The sequence below is a fragment of the Acidovorax sp. sif1233 genome (assembly GCF_019218755.1).
Taxonomy (GTDB): domain Bacteria; phylum Pseudomonadota; class Gammaproteobacteria; order Burkholderiales; family Burkholderiaceae_C; genus Acidovorax.
The window spans coordinates 273,624-291,689 of sequence record NZ_JAHUWZ010000005.1 but is presented as its reverse complement, the minus strand read 5'-3'; the positions used below and the strand labels follow the sequence as shown (position 1 = coordinate 291,689).

13 protein-coding genes and 1 riboswitch are annotated in these 18,066 nt (G+C 66.8%); of the genes, 1 reads left to right on the top strand and 12 read right to left on the bottom strand.

The window, feature by feature from the left end; translation table 11 throughout:
* Window positions 1-112 precede the first annotated feature (112 nt).
* Window positions 113-517 carry a RidA family protein gene (locus KW843_RS18205; RefSeq protein ID WP_218296562.1) on the top strand — a complete coding sequence of 135 codons (405 nt, stop codon included), beginning with the start codon at window positions 113-115 and terminating at the stop codon, window positions 515-517.
* A 99-nt stretch (window positions 518-616) separates the two neighbouring features.
* Here KW843_RS18205 and KW843_RS18200 read toward each other — a convergent pair whose 3' ends face one another.
* The 12 genes from KW843_RS18200 to urtA all read right to left on the bottom strand — a co-directional run bounded on the left by KW843_RS18200 (window position 617) and on the right by urtA (window position 18,037).
* Window positions 617-4,135, bottom strand: a complete 3,519-nt coding sequence (locus KW843_RS18200; RefSeq protein WP_218296561.1) for a putative Ig domain-containing protein — start codon at window positions 4,133-4,135, stop codon at window positions 617-619.
* 357 nt (window positions 4,136-4,492) lie between these two features.
* On the bottom strand, window positions 4,493-7,207 hold the full coding sequence (metH, locus tag KW843_RS18195; RefSeq protein ID WP_218296560.1) for a methionine synthase: 2,715 nt from the start codon (window positions 7,205-7,207) through the stop codon (window positions 4,493-4,495).
* 51 nt (window positions 7,208-7,258) lie between these two features.
* Window positions 7,259-7,365, bottom strand: a riboswitch (S-adenosyl-L-homocysteine riboswitch).
* 29 nt (window positions 7,366-7,394) lie between these two features.
* Window positions 7,395-9,098 carry an IPTL-CTERM sorting domain-containing protein gene (locus KW843_RS18190; RefSeq protein ID WP_218296559.1) on the bottom strand — a complete coding sequence of 568 codons (1,704 nt, stop codon included), beginning with the start codon at window positions 9,096-9,098 and terminating at the stop codon, window positions 7,395-7,397.
* A gap of 123 nt (window positions 9,099-9,221) precedes the next feature.
* Window positions 9,222-9,965: a hypothetical protein gene (locus KW843_RS18185; protein WP_218296558.1), complete on the bottom strand. Its 744-nt coding sequence runs from the start codon at window positions 9,963-9,965 to the stop codon at window positions 9,222-9,224.
* A 116-nt stretch (window positions 9,966-10,081) separates the two neighbouring features.
* Window positions 10,082-11,122, bottom strand: a complete 1,041-nt coding sequence (locus KW843_RS18180) for an aliphatic amidase (RefSeq protein WP_218296557.1) — start codon at window positions 11,120-11,122, stop codon at window positions 10,082-10,084.
* A gap of 15 nt (window positions 11,123-11,137) precedes the next feature.
* Window positions 11,138-11,482 (bottom strand): zinc ribbon domain-containing protein, encoded by a 345-nt coding sequence (locus tag KW843_RS18175; protein ID WP_057228095.1) that lies wholly within the window; start codon window positions 11,480-11,482, stop codon window positions 11,138-11,140.
* Between the two features lie 33 nt (window positions 11,483-11,515).
* Window positions 11,516-12,742: a formamidase gene (gene fmdA, locus KW843_RS18170; RefSeq protein ID WP_218296556.1), complete on the bottom strand. Its 1,227-nt coding sequence runs from the start codon at window positions 12,740-12,742 to the stop codon at window positions 11,516-11,518.
* A 206-nt stretch (window positions 12,743-12,948) separates the two neighbouring features.
* Complete coding sequence (urtE, locus tag KW843_RS18165; RefSeq protein WP_218296555.1) at window positions 12,949-13,638, bottom strand: urea ABC transporter ATP-binding subunit UrtE; 690 nt, start codon at window positions 13,636-13,638, stop codon at window positions 12,949-12,951.
* A 39-nt stretch (window positions 13,639-13,677) separates the two neighbouring features.
* Window positions 13,678-14,421 (bottom strand): urea ABC transporter ATP-binding protein UrtD, encoded by a 744-nt coding sequence (gene urtD, locus KW843_RS18160; RefSeq protein ID WP_121507918.1) that lies wholly within the window; start codon window positions 14,419-14,421, stop codon window positions 13,678-13,680.
* 19 nt (window positions 14,422-14,440) lie between these two features.
* Window positions 14,441-15,652 (bottom strand): urea ABC transporter permease subunit UrtC, encoded by a 1,212-nt coding sequence (gene urtC, locus KW843_RS18155; protein ID WP_218296554.1) that lies wholly within the window; start codon window positions 15,650-15,652, stop codon window positions 14,441-14,443.
* A 46-nt stretch (window positions 15,653-15,698) separates the two neighbouring features.
* Window positions 15,699-16,613, bottom strand: coding sequence for an urea ABC transporter permease subunit UrtB (urtB, locus tag KW843_RS18150; RefSeq protein WP_218296553.1), 915 nt, complete (start codon window positions 16,611-16,613; stop codon window positions 15,699-15,701).
* A 158-nt stretch (window positions 16,614-16,771) separates the two neighbouring features.
* Window positions 16,772-18,037: an urea ABC transporter substrate-binding protein gene (gene urtA, locus KW843_RS18145; RefSeq protein ID WP_218296552.1), complete on the bottom strand. Its 1,266-nt coding sequence runs from the start codon at window positions 18,035-18,037 to the stop codon at window positions 16,772-16,774.
* Between the last annotated feature and the right edge of the window lie 29 nt (window positions 18,038-18,066).

The window sequence follows — 18,066 nt, the reverse complement described above, 5'->3', positions numbered from 1 at the left end:
TTCTAAGAACAGTGATGGACAGGCTTGCCTGTTTATCGGCCGGCCCCGCGCTTCTACAGTGCCTTCATCGTCAACACGGGGCGACTTGCCGGCCCCACCGAAGGAGTTTTTCATGGCCCAACGTGATGTGGTGTTTCCGGCCGGTCGCCAGGCGCTGTACGAGCGCAACCGCTATTCGCCGGCGGTGCGGTCCAACGGTTTTCTGTTCGTGTCGGGCCAGGTGGGCAGCCGCGAGGATGGCTCGCCCGAGCCCGACCTGAAGGCGCAGGTGCGGCGGGCGTTCACCAACCTGGACGCGGTGCTGCAGGCGGCGGGCTGCACCTTTGACGACGTGGTGGACGTAACGATGTTTGTCGTCAACCCCGAGGCGAACTTTGAAGCGGTGTGGAGCATCGTGCCCGAGTTCTGGGGCGAGGCGCCCCACCCCACGCTGACGGGCATTGGTGTGACCTGGCTGTATGGGTTTCAGTTCGAGATCAAGGTGATTGCCCGGCTGCCGCAAGGCCAGGGCGGCTGAATCTTGCAGGGAGCGGATGGCTGCAATCTTTGAATGAAATGGGGCCCCAGCGCTTATCCCAAAAGCGCTGGCAGCTATGATTTTCATATCAACCGCACATCACCCCGCGCCCCGGCGGCGCTGGCCTGCGGCCACGGCCAGCAGACCCAGGGCCAGCCACCAGATCAGCCCGTCGCCCAGCGGCACGGCCGTGGCGGCCAGCCCGAAGCCCGCGCCACCCGCGTCCACGATGGCGCCGTTGGCGGCCAGGTCATCATCCCCCAGGGCGCCGTCGGTGATGGAGAAGGTCGCCACCGCGCCCGCCACCCCGGCGGGCAGGGTGTACCAGCGTGGCGCCGCGTTGGGCGGGCTGGCCGGCGTGGGGCCGTACTTCCAGTACTGGGTGTGGGCCGGCAGCGCGCCGGGGTAGGTCATGGTGAACTGCAGCGTGCTGCCCGGCGTGCAGCCCGTGGTGGCGAAGTCAAACAGCCCGTGCGGAAACTGCACCCCCGCCGGGGCGCTGTGGGCGGGCGGGCTGGACGCGTGGCCCGACGGCGGGATGAACTGCGCGCTGGCGAACACGCACCCCGCACCGCCGCCGCCAAAGCTGGCCGTGATGGTGCCCGAGCCCGTGGGGGACGGGCCGCTGTAGGTCTGCGCCAGCGCCACCTGCAGCGTGTAGGCCTGGCTGCCTGCATAGGCCGCCCCGCTGGCGTCGGTGGCCGTGACGGTGAAATGGTAGGTGCCCGGTGCGCCCACGGTACCGGCCAGCACGCCGGCCGTGCTCAGCGCCAGGCCCGGGGGCAAGGCGCCGGTGCTCACGGCATAGCTGTGCGGGGCCAGCCCACCGGCCGCCGCGAGGGCCTGGCTGTAGGCGCTGTACGCGCCGGCAGCGGGCAGCGTGGCGGGCGCCAGGGTGACGGTGGGGGCTCCCACCGTGAGCGCCACAGCCTGCGCGCCGTTGAACGGGCCGGCGCCGGTGCTGCTGTCGGTGGCGGTGAGGTGGAGGTTGAACGCACCGGCCACCGAGGGCGTGCCCGACACCGTGGCGCTGTCGGCCGTGGTGGCCGTGACCGACAGGCCTGCGGGCAGGTTCTGCACCTGCAGGCCCGTGTAGGGGGCGGCGCCGCCGCTCCAGGTGAAGGTGCGGGTGTAGGCGCTGCCCACCGTGGCGGTCTGCGCACTGTTGGGGCTGACCACCAGGGTGGGCGGGCTCACGGTCAGCGTGACGGTGGCGGGCGACGATGTGCCGGAGGTGTTGGTGGCGGTATAGGCAAGACTGTCACTGCCCGCATAGCCCGGCGTGGGCGTGTACTGGAGGGTGGTGCCACTGACCATCGCCGTGCCGTGCGCGGCCGGCGTGGTGAGGGCCAGCGACGTGGCCGCCCCGCCGGAGAGGCTCAGCGGCACGGCGTTGCCGCTGGAGCCATAGGCCACCGTGTGCGCCGAGTGGCTGGCCACCGGCGCCGCATCGGCCACCACCAGCGTGTAGGCGCGCGTGGCGGTGTAGGGGCCGGTGCCGGTGCTGCTGTCGGTGGCGGTCACGCTGAAGTTGAAGGACCCCGTGGCCGTGGGCGTGCCCGACAGCACGCCACCCGCGCTGAGCAGCAGCCCGCCCGGCAACGCCCCGGCCGTGACGGCATGGGTGTACGGCGCCGTGCCGCCCGATGCCGCGAGCGGGGTGCTGTAGGCCACGGTGCGCGTGCCGCCCGGCACGGTGGCGGGGGCCAGCGACACCGTGGGGCTGGCAATGGCCAGGGTATAGGCCTGCGAGCCCGCATACGGCCCCGGAAAGGCGCTGCTGTCGGTGGCGGTGACCGTGAAATTGAACGCACCGCCCGCCGTGGGCATGCCGCCGAGCAGCCCGCCGGTGGACAAGGCCAGCCCCGTGGGCAGCGCGCCCGCCGTCACCGCGAATGCATAAGGGCCTGCGCCACCGCTCCCCGCCAGGGTCTGGCTGTAGGCCGCCGCCACCGTGCCGACCGGCAGGGTGCCGGGGCCGACGGCCACAGGCACATCGTCGTTGGTGATGGTGCCCAGGCCCTGGTTGTCGGCGATGGTGGCGTTGACGGCGCCGCTCAGGTGGACGAAGAAGGTCTCGTGGGCCTCGGGCGTGGTGTCGCCGACCACGGGCACCGTGACGGTGAGCAAGGTTTGCCCTGGCGTGAAAGTCAGCGTGCCGCTGGTGGCGGTGTAGTCGCCGGGCTGCGTGGCCGTGCCGTTGGCCGTGGCGTAGTTGACGCTGGTGGTGAAGCCACTCGGCGCGCTCAGGGACACGGTGAAGACGGCGCCGGTGGTACCGCCGTGGCCCTCCACCACGGTCACATCGTTGATCGACAGGCTGGGGGCCGCGTCGTCGTTGACGATGGTGCCCTGGCCCTGCGCGTCGCCCGCCACGGCATTCACCAGATTGGTCACATTCACCCCAAACGTCCTGTCCGGCTGGAAGAGCGCATTGCCCGGCACCTGCACCACGAAGGGGTAGGTGCTGCTGCCTGCGGGTATGGCCTGGCCCGCGAGGCTGTGCGCCACGTAGTCGGCCCCCGCGGTGGCCGTGCCATTGGCCGTGGCGATGTCGAAGGTGACGCCGCCCGGCCCGGCGGGCGCGCTGAGGCTGACCGTGAAACTGAAATGGGCCATGCCCGCATTGCCTTCGCTGGCCGCCACGTCGTTGATGGACAGCACGGGCTGCTGGCTGACCACCAGCGTGTAGTTCTCCAGCTCGAAATAGCTCCCAGGCCCCGTGCTGGCGTCCGTGACCCGCAAGGTCACCGGGTAGCTGCCCAGGGACGCCGCCGTGGTGCCGCTGACCACGCCCGCGCCGGAGATGCTGATGCCCGCCGGGAAGCTGCCCGTCTCCAGCAGATAGCTGTAGGGCGGCACACCGCCCGTGGTGGCCAGTGCTTGCGAGAAGGGCTGGCCCTGCACCGCCGTGCCCGTGGGGGTGGCCAGCGCCAGGCTCGGGTTGCCCACCGTGCCGGTGTAGCCCTTGTCCACGAACAGGCCGCCATGGTCGGTGGAGCGCACGCTGAAGGTGTAGCCCCCGCGCCGGGTGGGCGTGCCGGTGATGGCGCCCGAACCGGCCAGGCCGAGGCCCGGGGGCAGCGCGCCGCCTTGCAGCGTGTAGGTGTATGGCGCCGTGCCGCCGCTGGCGCTGAGGGCCTGCGAAAACGGCGTGCCCGCCGTCAGGGCGGGCAATGTTGCGGGTGCGACCGCAATGGGAGACGACGAGGGATGGATGGTGACCGTCACGCCCACGACGCTTTGCGCAGTGGCGTTGCCCGATGCGTCGGTGAACTCGAAGTAGTCGCTGGTGGCGCTGTTGCCATTGTGGCTGTAGTCCAGGACCCAGTTCGGTCCGGTGATGCGCAGGTTGGCACTGCCATGCACCGGCAACGCCGGCCCGTCCACCGGACCGGTGCCCGCCCAGCCAATACCTGGCGTGCAGTCGGTCACGTCGATGGTGACCGTGCCGCCTTGCGTGACCCCACCACCCTTGGCCGGGCAGATGAGCGAGGTGTGCGCGGCGCTGGCCATGCCAGGCTGCAGCAAACCCGCCAGCAGCGCCGCGCAAGCCAGCAGGCGCAGGGCCGCATGATGGAGCCCCTCCGGAAATCCATGGAAACGCAGCATTGGCATCGCCCCTACACAGTTCTTTGTCTTGTGCTTGGGCGGGCCCTGCGCGGCCCACGGCGGGAGCCACTGTCCTGTGAAAAGTGCAGCGGCAGCGCCGCACCGAGCTTGTCCCAATCGTGGCTGATTACATGCTGCGCCCTGGCAAATAGCATCCCTCCTGAAGTAGGGTTCCCACTGCCGAAAACACGCGCCAGGCATGGCGCAGGCGCGCCGGTCTGGAGGCAGGCCCATGGCTTGCGAAGCGCTTTCCGGCAAAGCCACCAACAGAAAGGCCCCGCGTGCGGCGCCTTTCTGTCCATTCAATCAAATCAGCCCCTGGCGCTTATCCATCAAGCGCCAGAAGCTATAAAATCAATAGCATCACAGATTCGGCGCCAGCAACCGCTCCAGCACCTTCTCATCCATCCTGCGGCGCTGCGCCATGTCGTGCAACTGGTCTTCACCGATCTTGCCGACGTTGAAGTACACGGCATCCGGATGACCGATGTAGAAGCCGCTCACGCTGGCCGCCGGCATCATGGCCAGGCTTTCGGTGAGGGTCATGCCGATGTCTTCGCACTGCAGCACACGGAACAGCTCGCTCTTGGCGCTGTGGTCGGGGCAGGCGGGGTAGCCGGGCGCGGGGCGGATGCCGCGGTACTTCTCGGCGATCATGTCGTCGTTGCTCAGCGCCTCGCCGGCGGCATAGCCCCACAGGTCGGTGCGCACGCGGTGGTGCAGGGCTTCGGCAAAGGCTTCGGCCAGGCGGTCGGCCAGGCTCTTGAACAGGATGGCGGAGTAGTCGTCCAGCGCATCGATGAAGGCCTTTTCCTTCTTCTCGATCCCCAGGCCCGCCGTCACGGCGAACATGCCGGCGTAGTCGGCAATGCCGCTTTCCTTGGGCGCCACGAAGTCGGCCAGGCAGCGGCTGGGGCGGGTCACGCCGTCGATGGTGTGCTTTTCCGCTTGCTGGCGCAGGCCGTACCAGGTCATGGCGACCTCGGTGCGGGTGTCGTCGGTGTAGAACTCGATGTCGTCGTCGTTCACGCTGTTGGCGGGCAGCAGCGCCATCACGCCGCTGGCCGTGAGCCACCGGCCTTCGATGATCTTTTTCAGCATGGCCTGGCCATCGGCAAACACGCGCGTGGCCTCCACGCCCACCACCTCATCGGTGAGGATGGCGGGGTACGGGCCGGCCAGGTCCCAGGTCTGGAAGAACGGGCCCCAGTCGATGTACCTGGCCAGCTCGGCCAGGTCGAAGTTCTTGAACACGCGGCGGCCCAGCGCACGTGGCACGGCGGACTGGTAGGCGGACCAGTCCACGGGTGTCTTGTTCGCGCGGATCTTGGCCAGGGGCCACAGGGGCGTGGCCTTCTTGTTGGCGTGCTGGATGCGCACCTTGTCGTAGTCGGCATTCAGCTCGTCCACGTAGTTCTGCACGCCGTCGCCCAGCAGGCTCTGCGCCACGCTGACGCTGCGCGAGGCATCGGGAACGTAGACCACGGGGCCTTCGTAGTGCGGCGCGATCTTCACGGCGGTGTGCACGCGGCTGGTGGTGGCGCCGCCGATGAGCAGCGGGATCTTCTTGATGCGGAAGTGCTCGTCCTTCTGCATCTCGCCCGCGACGTACTGCATTTCTTCCAGGCTGGGGGTGATCAGGCCCGACAGGCCCACGATGTCGGCGCCCTCGACCTTGGCGCGCGCCAGGATCTCGTGGCAGGGCACCATCACGCCCATGTTCACCACCTCGAAGTTGTTGCACTGGAGCACGACGGTGACGATGTTCTTGCCGATGTCGTGCACGTCGCCCTTGACGGTGGCGATGACGATCTTGCCCTTGCTGCGCACGTCGCGCCCGGCCAGTTCGTCCTGGCGCTTTTCTTCCTCGATGTAGGGGATCAGGTGGGCCACGGCGGACTTCATCACGCGCGCGCTTTTCACCACCTGGGGCAGGAACATCTTGCCGGCGCCGAACAAATCGCCCACCACGTTCATGCCGTCCATGAGCGGGCCCTCGATCACGTGCAGCGGACGGCCGCCCCTGGCCAGGATCTCGCGGTAGGCCTCTTCGGTGTCCTCGGTGATGAAGTCGGTGATGCCGTGCACCAGCGCGTGCGACAGGCGCTCGCCCACGGTCTTGGGGTGCTCGGGCGTGCCGCGCCATTCGAGTTTCTTGCTCTCGTCCTTGGCGCCGCTCTTGGCGGTTTCGGCGATCTCGACCAGGCGCTCGCCGGCGTCGGGGCGGCGGTTGAGCACCACGTCTTCCACGCGCTCGCGCAGCACGGGCTCCAGGTCGTCGTACACACCCACCATGCCGGCATTGACGATGCCCATGTCCATGCCCGCCTTGATGGCGTGGTACAGGAACACGGTGTGGATGGCCTCGCGCACGGGGTCGTTGCCCCGGAAGCTGAACGACACGTTCGACACGCCGCCCGAGACCTTGGCGCCCGGCAGGTTCTGCTTGATCCAGCGCACGGCCTCGATGAAATCGACGGCGTAGTTGTTGTGCTCTTCGATGCCGGTGGCCACGGCGAAGATGTTGGGGTCGAAGATGATGTCTTCGGGCGGGAAGCCCACTTCATCGACCAGGATGCGGTAGGCGCGTTCGCAGATTTCGATCTTGCGTTCGTAGGTGTCGGCCTGGCCTTTTTCGTCAAACGCCATGACCACCGCAGCGGCGCCGTAGCGGCGCACCAGGCGCGCCTCGTGCTTGAACTTGTCCACGCCCTCCTTCATGGAGATGGAGTTGACGATGCCCTTGCCCTGCACGCAACGCAGGCCGGCTTCGATCACCTCCCACTTGGAGCTGTCCACCATGATGGGCACGCGCGCGATGTCGGGCTCGGACGCGATGAGCTGCAGAAAGCGCACCATGGCGGCCTTGCTGTCGAGCATGGCCTCGTCCATGTTGATGTCGATGACCTGGGCGCCGTTCTCCACCTGCTGGCGCGCCACGGCCAGGGCCTCTTCGTACTGGCCGTTCAAAATCATGCGCGCGAACGCCTTGGAGCCGGTGACGTTGGTGCGCTCGCCGATGTTGACGAACAGCGTGCCCTCGCCAATGGAGACAGGCTCCAGGCCGGACAACTTCATGGGGGGGACGGACAAATCTGACATAAGGCTCACCTGCGCGGCACAAGGGGGTTCAGGTGAGCGTCGTTGTCAATGTACTGAGGGATGCGCGGCCCAAGCCTGACGAGCCGCCATGCCCCACCAGGGCACGGCAAGCCGCTGCAACGCTCCTTGGACCAGGGGCCGATTGTAGTTGGCCCGCCCGCGGTCAGCGCATCTGGCGGCGCTGGCCCAGCGCGGCCAGCAGCACCAGGCCGGCGAGCAGCCACAGCGCCCATTCCGACAGGGACGGAATCGCGCTCGGGGCCGCCGCGATGGTGTCGGTGTCGGTGGCGCTGTTGTTGCCGGGGTTGGGGTCGGTCACGCCACCTGGGGCCGCGACGGTCGCGGTGTTGACCAGTGTCCCCGTCGCCGACGCGCCCACCGTGGCGCTGACGGTGTAGGTCACCGATCCGCCCGCGGGCAGGTTGACGGTGTCGTTGATGCTGCCACTGCCCGAGGCGGTGCAGGTGCCGCCGCCCGCGCCCACGCAGGTCCAGGTGCCGGTCAGCACCGCGGGCAGGGTGTCCGCCACCGTTGCCCCAGCGACGCCGGAGGGCCCGGCATTGCTCGCGGTGATGGTGTAGGTCACCGAGCCGCCCGGGGTGGCCGTGGTCACGCCGTCCGTCTTGGTGATGGCCAGATCCGCCTGCGGCGTGACGGTGTCGGTGTCGGTGGCGCTGTTGTTGGCCGGGTTGGGGTCGGTCACCCCGCCCGGCGCCGTCACCGTCGCCGTGTTGACCAGCGTTCCCGTGGCCGCCGCACTCACCGTCGCGCTGACGGTGTAGGTCACCGAGCCGCCCGCGGGCAGGTTGACGGTGTCGCTGATATTGCCGCTGCCCGCCGCCGTGCAGGTGCCTCCGCCCGCGCCGACGCAGGTCCAGGTGCCCGTGAGGGCGGCGGGGAAGGTGTCCACCACGCCCGCGCCTGCGGCGTTCGATGGGCCGGCGTTGCTGGCGGTGATGGTGTAGGTGACCGAGCCGCCCGGAACGGCCGTGGTCACACCATCCGTCTTGGTGATGGCCAGGTCGGCTTGCGACGCGAGGGTGTCGGTGTCGGTGGCGCTGTTGTTGGCGGGGTTGGGATCGGTCACCCCGCCCGGCGCTGTCACCGTCGCCGTGTTGACCAGCGTTCCGGTCGCCGAACCGCTGATCGTGGCGCTCACCGTGTAGGTGACCGATCCCCCCGCGGGCAGGTTGACGATGTCGTTGATGTTGCCGCTGCCCGCCGCCGTGCAGGTGCCTCCGCCCGCGCCGACGCAGGTCCAGGTGCCGGTGAGCGCGGCAGGGAAGGTATCGAGCACCGCGGCCCCCGACGCATTGGACGGCCCCGCGTTGCTGGCGGTGATGGTGTACGTCACCGATCCGCCCGGAACGGCCGTGGTCACGCCATCGGTCTTGGTGATGGACAGATCCGCCTGTGGCGTGAGCGTGTCGGAGTCGGTGGCGCTGTTGTTGGCTGGGTTGGGGTCGTTCACGGCAGACGTCACCGTCGCGGTGTTGGTCAGCGTGCCCGTCGCAGACGCATTGATCACGGCGCTCACCGTGTAAGTCACCGAGCCGCCCGCGGGCAGATTGACGCCATCGTTGATGTTGCCGCTGCCCGCCGCCGTGCAGGTGCCGCCGCCCGCGCCCACGCAGGTCCAGGTGCCGGTGAGCACGGCCGGAAAAGTGTCCGCCACCGTGGCACCGACGGCGGGGTCCGGCCCTGCATTGCTGGCGGTGATGGTGTAGGTCACCGATCCGCCCGGCGTGGCCGTGGTCACTCCATCGGTCTTTGTGATGGAAAGGTCCGCGTCTTGGGCATGCGCTGCGGTCGCGGCCACCATGGCCAACAAGAACGCAGTGAGCCACAGCAATGCACGTTGGCGCATGGTGAAGTCCCGATTTGGAGTGGAAGGGTGGCCAAAGTGTAACGCCACGTTTCCATCTGGAACGTTCATGCGCGTCGGCGCGCGCTGACGGCGCGTCCCGCGCTGGACGCGGTCGAATCGCCCTTAACGCACCGGCAGAAACTGCAGGAAAGTCCCGCCCACGATACCCTGCACGTAGCTGATGGCAGCGCGGCGGTACTTTTCGGTGGTCAGGGCGGCCAGCAGGTCGAGCCGCGCGATGACCTTGCCGAACTCGCGCTCGAAGCTCAGGTTGCGGCCCTGGGGCCCGATTTCGTCGGCCAGCAGCAGCGGCTGGCCCTGGGCATTGCGGCGCTGGGCCAGCAGCCACACGGCGCTTTCCACATTGCGCGCGGCGTTGTAGAGGTGCTGGGCATCCACACCGTCGAGCAAGAAGAACTCGGTCTTGCCGCCATGGGCCGTGATGATCATGTCGGCCGTCGCATGGATGAACGCCGCCACGCGGTCTCCCGCAAACTCCGGCGCCAGCGCAAAGCCCATCGCGGCGATGTCACGGCGCCCCTGCAGTGGCGCCCAGGGCTGGCGCTGCAGGATGGCCGTGCGCACCTGCTCGGCGGCGTGCTCGCGGCTGGTGGTGCTGGTCTTGCGCCATTCGGCGGGGTTGCGGCGGTAGAGCTTGTCCATGAGGCGGAACAAGCCCTCCAGGTTCTCCTGCATGGCCAGCGTGGCCAGGCGGTTCATGTCGGACTGGGCCAGCTCACCGGGCGCGGCGGATGCGCCCTTGACCTCGCCGCGCTGCGTGGGCGCGTTGCCCGCGCAGCCCGCGAGCACGGCGCACAGCAGCGCACAGGACGACATCCACAGGATAGAAAAGAACGGCCCACGCATGGGGGCCGATTATCGGGCGCAGTGCGGGCCTCGCACAGGCGGTTGACACTGTTTGAAGATCTCAGGCCGCTGCAGTGCATCGAACGGGCGAACCCGCGCCACACCCCCCTTTGGCGTCAGCTGCGGCCTGCGCTGTCAGGGTTGGGGATGCCCTTCATCGGGCATTCCTCGGTGCCCACCATGGGCCGGGTGATGGCTTCCACGGCCTTGCGGGTGCCTTCGGGGTCATTCACCCAGCGGGTGTAGAAGTCATACGGGCAGGCGGCCACGCCCTGGTCCCCGTCGCGGGAGTTGATCATGCCGGTGTAGCCCCGGTGCAGCAGCTTGAAGAGGTGGTTTTCGGACTGCCCGTTCCTGCGGAAGTCGCGGATCAGGCTTTTTGACAACGCTGCGTACTGCACCCCGTATTCCTCCTCGCCGCATTCACCGAGCGTTCGGCCATCAAAGCCAATCAGCGCGCTGTGGCCAAAGTAGCTGTACACGCCGTCGAACCCGGCGGCATTGGCCACGGCCACGTAGGTGTTGTTGGCAAAGGCCATGGCCTTGCTCATCAGAATCTGTTGCTCCTTGGCGGGGTACATGTAGCCCTGGCACCGCACGATGAGCTCAGCGCCCTTCATGGCGCAGTCGCGCCAGATCTCGGGGTAGTTGCCGTCGTCGCAGATGATGAGGCTGATCTTCAGGCCCTTGGGGCCTTCGCTCACGTACGTGGTGTCCCCCGGGTACCAGCCTTCGATGGGGGTCCAGGGCATGATCTTGCGGTACTTCTGCACGATCTCGCCCTGGTCGTTCATCAGGATCAAGGTGTTGTACGGCACCTTGTGCGGATGCTTCTCATGGCGCTCGCCGGTGAGCGAGAAAACGCCCCACACCTTGGCCTTGCGGCAGGCGGCGGCGAAGATCTCGGTCTCCTCGCCGGGGATGGTGGCCGCCGTGTCCATCATCTCCTGGGCGTCGTACATGATGCCGTGGGTGCTGTACTCCGGAAAGATCACCAGGTCCATGCCGGGCAGGCCGGTCTTCATGCCCACCAGCATGTCCGCGATCTTGCGCGCGTTGTCCAGCACCTCGGCCTTGCTGTGCAGGCGTGGCATCTTGTAGTTGACCACCGCCACGCCGACGGTGTCCTTGCTGCTGGAGATATCGCCGTGAATCATGGTGAAGCACCCCTATCAATGAGAAATCATCCAGGGCCGTTTGCTGGGAAACGCCTTGGCGCCGCTGGGCGCCGTCACCGTGGCCTTGCGGCTTTGCGATGACGAACAGCAACCACAGCCTGCAGGGTGCTTGAGGCGGGCGTAGTCGCCCGAGCGCTGCGGCTCGTGCCGCGCGCGCTCGTTGGTGGCGATGGCGCTGCGCGCCGACGCGCTCATGAGCGCCAGGCGCGGTGCGGTGGCAAACACGCGCGGCGATGCGGCGCCGCAGTCCGGGCAGGCGGCGGGTTCGTTGCGGTCGGCCAGCAGGCGGAAGGCATCAAAACCGCCACACTGGGCACAGGCGTAGTCGTAGGTGGGCATGGCGGGTTCTTTCTGGCGAAGGCGCCCCGTGGGTCAGGCCAGATCGGGCGACAGCGGCATGACCACCGAGCCATCCAGGTGCTGGACCGGCCCTGCGGCGCTGGGGTTGATGTCAAAGTCAAAGATCTGCGTGGGCAGCCACAGCGTGGCGCAGGCGTTGGGCACATCCACCACGCCGCTGATGTGGCCCTGCACCGGGGCTGTGCCCAGGATGGAATACGCCTGCGCGCCCGAGTAGCCGAACTTCTTGAGGTATTCGATGGCGTTCAGGCAGGCCTGGCGGTAGGCCACGTTCACATCCAGGTAGTACTGCTTGCCGCTTTCGTCCACGCTGATGCCCTCGAAGATCAGGTAGTCGTTGTAGGTGGGCGTGATGGGGCTGGGCTTGAAGATGGGGTTCTTGATGCCGTACTTGGCCATGCCGCCCTTGATGAGCGTGACCTTCATGTGCACCCAGCCCGCCATCTCGATGGCGCCGCAGAAGGTGATTTCGCCATCGCCCTGGCTGAAGTGCAGGTCGCCCACCGACAGCCCGGCACCGTCCACATACACCGGGAAGAACACCTTGGCGCCGCGCGACAAGTCCTTGATGTCGCAGTTGCCGCCATGCTCGCGCGGTGGCACCGTGCGGGCCCCTTCGGCAGCCGCCTTGGCCTTGGCATCGCCCGTGAGGCGACCCATGTGCGCGGTGCCCGCCGAGGGTGGGTTGGCCAGCCCGGCCGTGGGGTCCGAGTCGATCAGGGTCTGCTCACGGGCGTTCCACTGTTCCAGCATCTTGCGGTCGGGCAGGCATCCGATCAGGCCGGGGTGGATGAGGCCGGCGTACTTCACACCTGGCACATGGCGCGAACTGGTGAACATGCCATGAAAGTCCCAGATGGACTTTTGCGCCTGGGGAAAGTGCTCGGTCAGAAAGCCGCCGCCATTTTTCTTGCTGAAGAAACCGTTGAAGCCCCACAGGCTGTCCTGCTTGGCGCCAATGTCCAGCAGGTCCACCACCAGCAGGTCGCCCGGCTCGGCGCCCTTCACGCCCACGGGGCCGCTGAGGTAGTGCACCGTGGTCAGGTCGATGTCGCGCACGTCGTCGGCGCTGTCATTGTTCTTGATGAAACCGCCGGTCCAGTCGAACGTCTCCAGCACGAACTCATCGCCAGGGTTGACCCAGCAGGCCATGGGGATGTCGGGGTGCCAGCGGTTGTGGATGTTCTCGTTCTCGGTGGGCGACTTGCTCAGATCGACCTTGATCAGGGTTTCAGCCATGGCGTGCTCCTTGGAAGGGTGGGTGGACAGAGGAAAAAGTGGGGGAAGAGAGTCCAGGGCTTGCACGGCAAGCGCCCTGCGAAACTGTCGCGGCGAAGGCCAGTGCCCCCGCGCAAGGGCCGCCCCGCCGCGCTGGGGGCGTTCCCCTCCTGCAGCGCGCAGCGATGCGAGAGAGGGGGAAGGCGCGAAGCGACACAGGGGGTGCCTCATACAGACAAATAAGCCTTGATGCGCTGCTGGTCGGTGTCAGCGCGTGCCGTCTCATGCACCAGGCGGCCGCCCTCGATGACGAACAGCCGGTCGGCCACGTCCATCGCGAATGACAGCACCTGCTCGCTCACCACGATGGTGATCTGGCGCAGCTTGCGGATCTCGTTGAGCGCCTTGGCGATGTCCTTGATGATCGAGGGCTGGATGCCCTCGGTGGGCTCGTCGAGCAGCAGCACCTTGGGGTCGGTGACCAGCGCTCGCGCAATGGCCAGCTGCTGCTGCTGCCCGCCCGACAGGTTGCCGCCCTTGCGGCGGCGCATGTCCCACAGCACGGGGAACAGCGCGTAGATGTCTTCGGGAATCTGCCGCGTCTTGGAGTTTTCCAGCCCGGTCTCGATGTTCTCTTGCACCGTGAGGGTCGGGAAGATCATGCGGCCTTGCGGCACATAGGCGATGCCCTTGGCCACGCGGCGAAAGCTCTCGTCTTTGGTCACGTCCTGGCCTGCCACGGTGATCTGGCCGCTCTTGACGGGCATCACGCCCATGAGGCTCTTGAACAGCGTGGTTTTGCCCATGCCATTGCGGCCCATGATGGCCACGGTCTCGTTGGCACGGCCGTCAAACGAGATGCCGTGCAGCGCCTCGCTCTGGCCGTAGGCCACAAACAGATCTTTGACTTCCAGCATGCTGCGCTCCTGTGGGGGTTCGGTGGGCGGGTGGCGAAGTCAATGACCGAGGTACACGTCGATGACCTTGGGGTCCGCCTGCACCTTCTCCATGGGGCCTTCGGCCAGGATCTTTCCCTGGTGCATCACGGTGACCTTGTGGGCAATGCGCTTGACGAACTCCATGTCGTGCTCAATGACGATCACCGCGCGGTTCTTGCAGATGCGCTGCAGCAGCTCGGCCGTCAGCTCACGCTCGCGGGCGCTCATGCCAGCGATGGGCTCGTCCAGCATCAGCAGCTCGGGCTCCTGCATCAGCAGCATGCCGATCTCCAGCCACTGCTTTTGCCCGTGGCTGAGCAGGCCCGCCTCGGTGTCGAGCTTGTCCCCCAGGCCGATGTCCTCGGCCACCACCTGCACACGCGCCTTGACTTCGTCGGTGCACTTGAACGCCAGCGCGCCCAGCACCGAGCGGCCCGCGGGGTAGGACACCTCCAGGTTCTGGAAGACCGACAGGTTCTCGTAGATGGAGGGTGTCTGGAACTTGCGCCCGATGCCCAGCCGCACGCGCTTGTGCTCGGCCATGCGGGTGAGTTCTTCGTTCTTGAACTTGATGCTGCCGCCCGTGGCGCGCGTCTTGCCGCAGATCAGATCCAGCAGCGTGGTCTTGCCCGCGCCGTTGGGACCGATGATCACGCGCAGCTCGTTCTTGTCGATGTACAGCGTGAGGTCGTCGATGGCCTTGAAGCCGTCGAACGACACGGTCAGGTCTTCAATGGCCAGCGCGAAGTCGGTGTTGCTCATGAGGAGTGCTCCGGTGGTTTCAGACGCCCTGGCGGCTCACGCCGTCAGGCAGCGTGGCAGACGGTACGGGCGACGATGCCGCCGCTGGCCCAGCATCGGCGGGTGGGCGGGCTGCGGGTGCCCGGCCTTGGGCGGACGCCTGGCGCAACGCTTCGCGGCGGCCCTTCCACCACGGCACCACATGGCTCTCCCACAGGCCCGCCAGGCCCATGGGGAAGGCCATGGTCACGCCGATGAAAAGCCCGGCCATGAGGAACAGCCACAACTCGGGAAAGCTCTCCGAGAAATACGTCTTGCCCGCGTTCACCAGCAAGGTGCCATACACGGCACCCACCAAGCTCATGCGCCCGCCCACGGCGGCGTAGATCACCATCTCGATGGACGGAACGATGCCCACGAAGCTGGGCGACATGAAGCCCACCTGCAACGAGAACATCGCCCCACCGATGCCCGACAGCGCGGCGGCCAGGCAGAAGGTGAAGACCTTGAAATTGGCCACGTCGTAGCCGGAAAAGCGCACGCGGTCTTCCTTGTCGCGCATGGCCAGCAGCAGCGTGCCCACCTTGCCGGTCTGTATCCAGCGGCACAGGACGATGGAGCCGATGAGCAGCGCCACGCACACGTAGTACAGGATGTACTTGGCGCTGTCGGTGCGCGTGTCCCAGCCCCACAGGGTCTTGAGGTCCGTCATGCCGTTCACGCCCCCGGTGTAGCCCTGCTGGCCGATGATGAGCACGGTCAGGATCAGCGCCACGGCCTGCGTGATGATGGCAAAGTACACGCCGCCCACGCGGCGCTTGAACATCGCGAAGCTGATGACCCAGGCCAGCACCGTGGGCACCACGATGACCGCTGCCAGCGCAAACGGCAGGCTCTTGAAGGGAATCCAGAAGTTGGGCAGCTCGGTGATCTGGTTCCAGTCCATGAAGTCCGGGATGCCGGGTGTGGACTGGATCTTGGTGCTGATGGGGTCCGACGCCTCGAGCTTGAGGAACATGGCCATGGCATAGCCCCCCAGGCCAAAGAACACGCCCTGCCCCAGGCTGAGCACGCCGCCGTAGCCCCACACCATCACGAGGCCGATGGCGACGAACGCATAGGTGAGGTACTTGCCCACCAGGTTCAGCCGAAAGATGTCGAGTGCCAGCGGCAACACCACGGCCAGCAGCACGGTGAGCAGTACCAGACTGGCGAGCTGGTAGCGCAGGATCCAGGCTTTGAGGGCGTTCATGCGGAGACTCCGGTGGGCTCGAAGGAAATGGACAGTTGAGCGAATTTCATCGGCGAACTTTGGAGGCGAACAAACCCTGCGGCCGCACCATCAGGATCAGCACGATCAGCGACAGCGTGATCATCTTGGCCATGGAGCCCGCCATGAAGAACTCGGTGATGGACTGCGTCTGCGCAATGCCGAAGGCCGACACCACGGTGCCCAGCAGGCTGGCGGCGCCGCCAAACGTCACCACCAGGAAGGCGTCCACGATGTAGAGCGAGCCCGATGTGGGGCCGGTGGAGCCGATGGTGGTGAACGCTGCGCCCGCCACGCCGGCAATGCCGCAGCCGATGGCGAACGTGAGGCGGTCGGTCTTCTGGGTGTCGATGCCAATGGCGTTGGCCATGACGCGGTTGCTCACCGTGGCGCGCACCCGCAGGCCCCAGCGGCTTCGGTGCAGGGCCAGCAGCACGCCGCCCGTGACCACCGCCGTCAGCGCCAGCACGAACAGGCCATTGATCGGGATGTCCAGCCCCTCGGCGGGCGCCCACGAACCCAGCAGCCAGTCGGGCAAGGTCGGGCTGACCTCCTTGGGGCCGATGAAGGTGCGAAACGATTGCTGCAGGGCCAGGCTGATGCCCCAGGTGGCCAGCAGCGTGTCGAGCGGGCGCTTGTACAGGTGGCGGATCAGCCCCCATTCCACCAGCCAGCCCGCCGCAAACGCGAAGCCGAACGCCGCCACGATCGCCAGCGGAAAGTAATACGGAATCATCTGCGGCGCATGGTTGGCCGCCAGCGTGGATCCAAGGTAGATGGTGTAGGCGCCAATGGTCATGAACTCGCCATGGGCCATGTTGATCACGCCCATCTGCCCGAAGATGATGGCCAGGCCCAGCCCCATGAGCAGCAGCACGGCAAAAAGGCTCAGGCCCGCAAAGCCCTGCATGAGGCCGATGTTCATCATTTCGGAAAAGGTCATGTTGCAGCTCCTGCGTGGGCAGCGTTGGAAAACGAACAGCGGTGCCATGGGGCGGCCTCTTGCGAGGGACACCGAGGAAGGGCCGCCCCGCACCGAGGGTGTCGTCCCCCTCCCGCGCAGCGAGAGAGGGGGAAGGCGCGAAGCGCCTCAGGGGGTGTTTATTGATACCCTTTGGGGAACGGATCCGGCTTGATCAGCGCGGGCGACTCGGACACCACCTTGAACGACGCGTCCGGCATGCCCATGGCGATGCGCGACTTGCTCCACAGGTGGTGGTTGGCGTCCACCTTCACATAGCCCTCCGGCGCGGTGGTCAGTTCAATGCCGGGCGATGCGGCCACCACCTTGTCCACGTCAAAGCTCTTGGCTTTTTCGACCGCCGCCTTCCACAGCCAGGGGCCCAGGTAACCCGCCTGGGTCACGTCGCCAATCACGGCCTCCTTGCCGTACTTGGCCTTGAAGGCGGTCACAAACTTCTTGTTGTTTTCGTTGTCGAGCGACTGGAAGTACTTCATCGACGAATAGAAGCCCGCGAAGTTCTCGCCGCCCACCCCGGTCATTTCGTCCTCGGTGACCGACAGCGTGACGAGCAGCTGCTTGTCACCCGTGATGCCCGCGGCCTTGAGCGCCTTGTAGAACGCCACGTTGGAGCCACCCACCACCGCCACAAACAGGCAGTCGGGCTTTTGCACCTTGATCTTGTTCATGAGCGAGCCGAAGTTGGTGCTGCCCAGCGGGTAGTACTCCTCGCCCACGACCTTGCCCTTCTGGAAGTTCTCGATGTGCTTGCGCGCAATCTTCATGGAGGTGCGGGGCCAGATGTAGTCGGAGCCAATCAGGAAGAAGCTCTTGGCCTTCTTCTCGGTCTTGGCCCATTCCAGGCTGTACAGGATCTGCTGCGTGGCTTCCTGGCCGGTGTAGATCACATTCTTGGACTGCTCCAGGCCTTCATAGAACGTGGGGTAGTAGAGCAGGCCGTTTTCCTTTTCGAACACCGGCAGCACGGCCTTGCGCGAGGCACTGGTCCAGCAGCCAAACACGGCGGCGCAGCGGTCGTTGATGAGCAGCTTCTTGGACTTCTCGGCAAACGTGGGCCAGTCGGAGGCGCCGTCTTCCTTGATCACCTTGATCTTGCGGCCCAGCACACCGCCCATGGCGTTGATCTGGTCAATGGCCAGCTGCTCGGCCTGGATGGAGCCCGTTTCGGAAATCGCCATGGTGCCGGTGGCCGAGTGCAACTGGCCCACGGTGACTTCGGTGTCGGTGATGGCCAGCTTGGTGGTATTGACCTGCGCCGTGGGCTGGCCAAAAGACCAGGCGGGCAGGCCCGCTACCGACGCGGCGCCCAGCGCCTGCAGGATGCGACGGCGGCCGGGTTCGGCCTGGACGGAGTCACTGAAGCGGGGGTCGGAGGGGTGGCTCATGAAGGCGCTCCTTGCGAGATCGGTGTGAA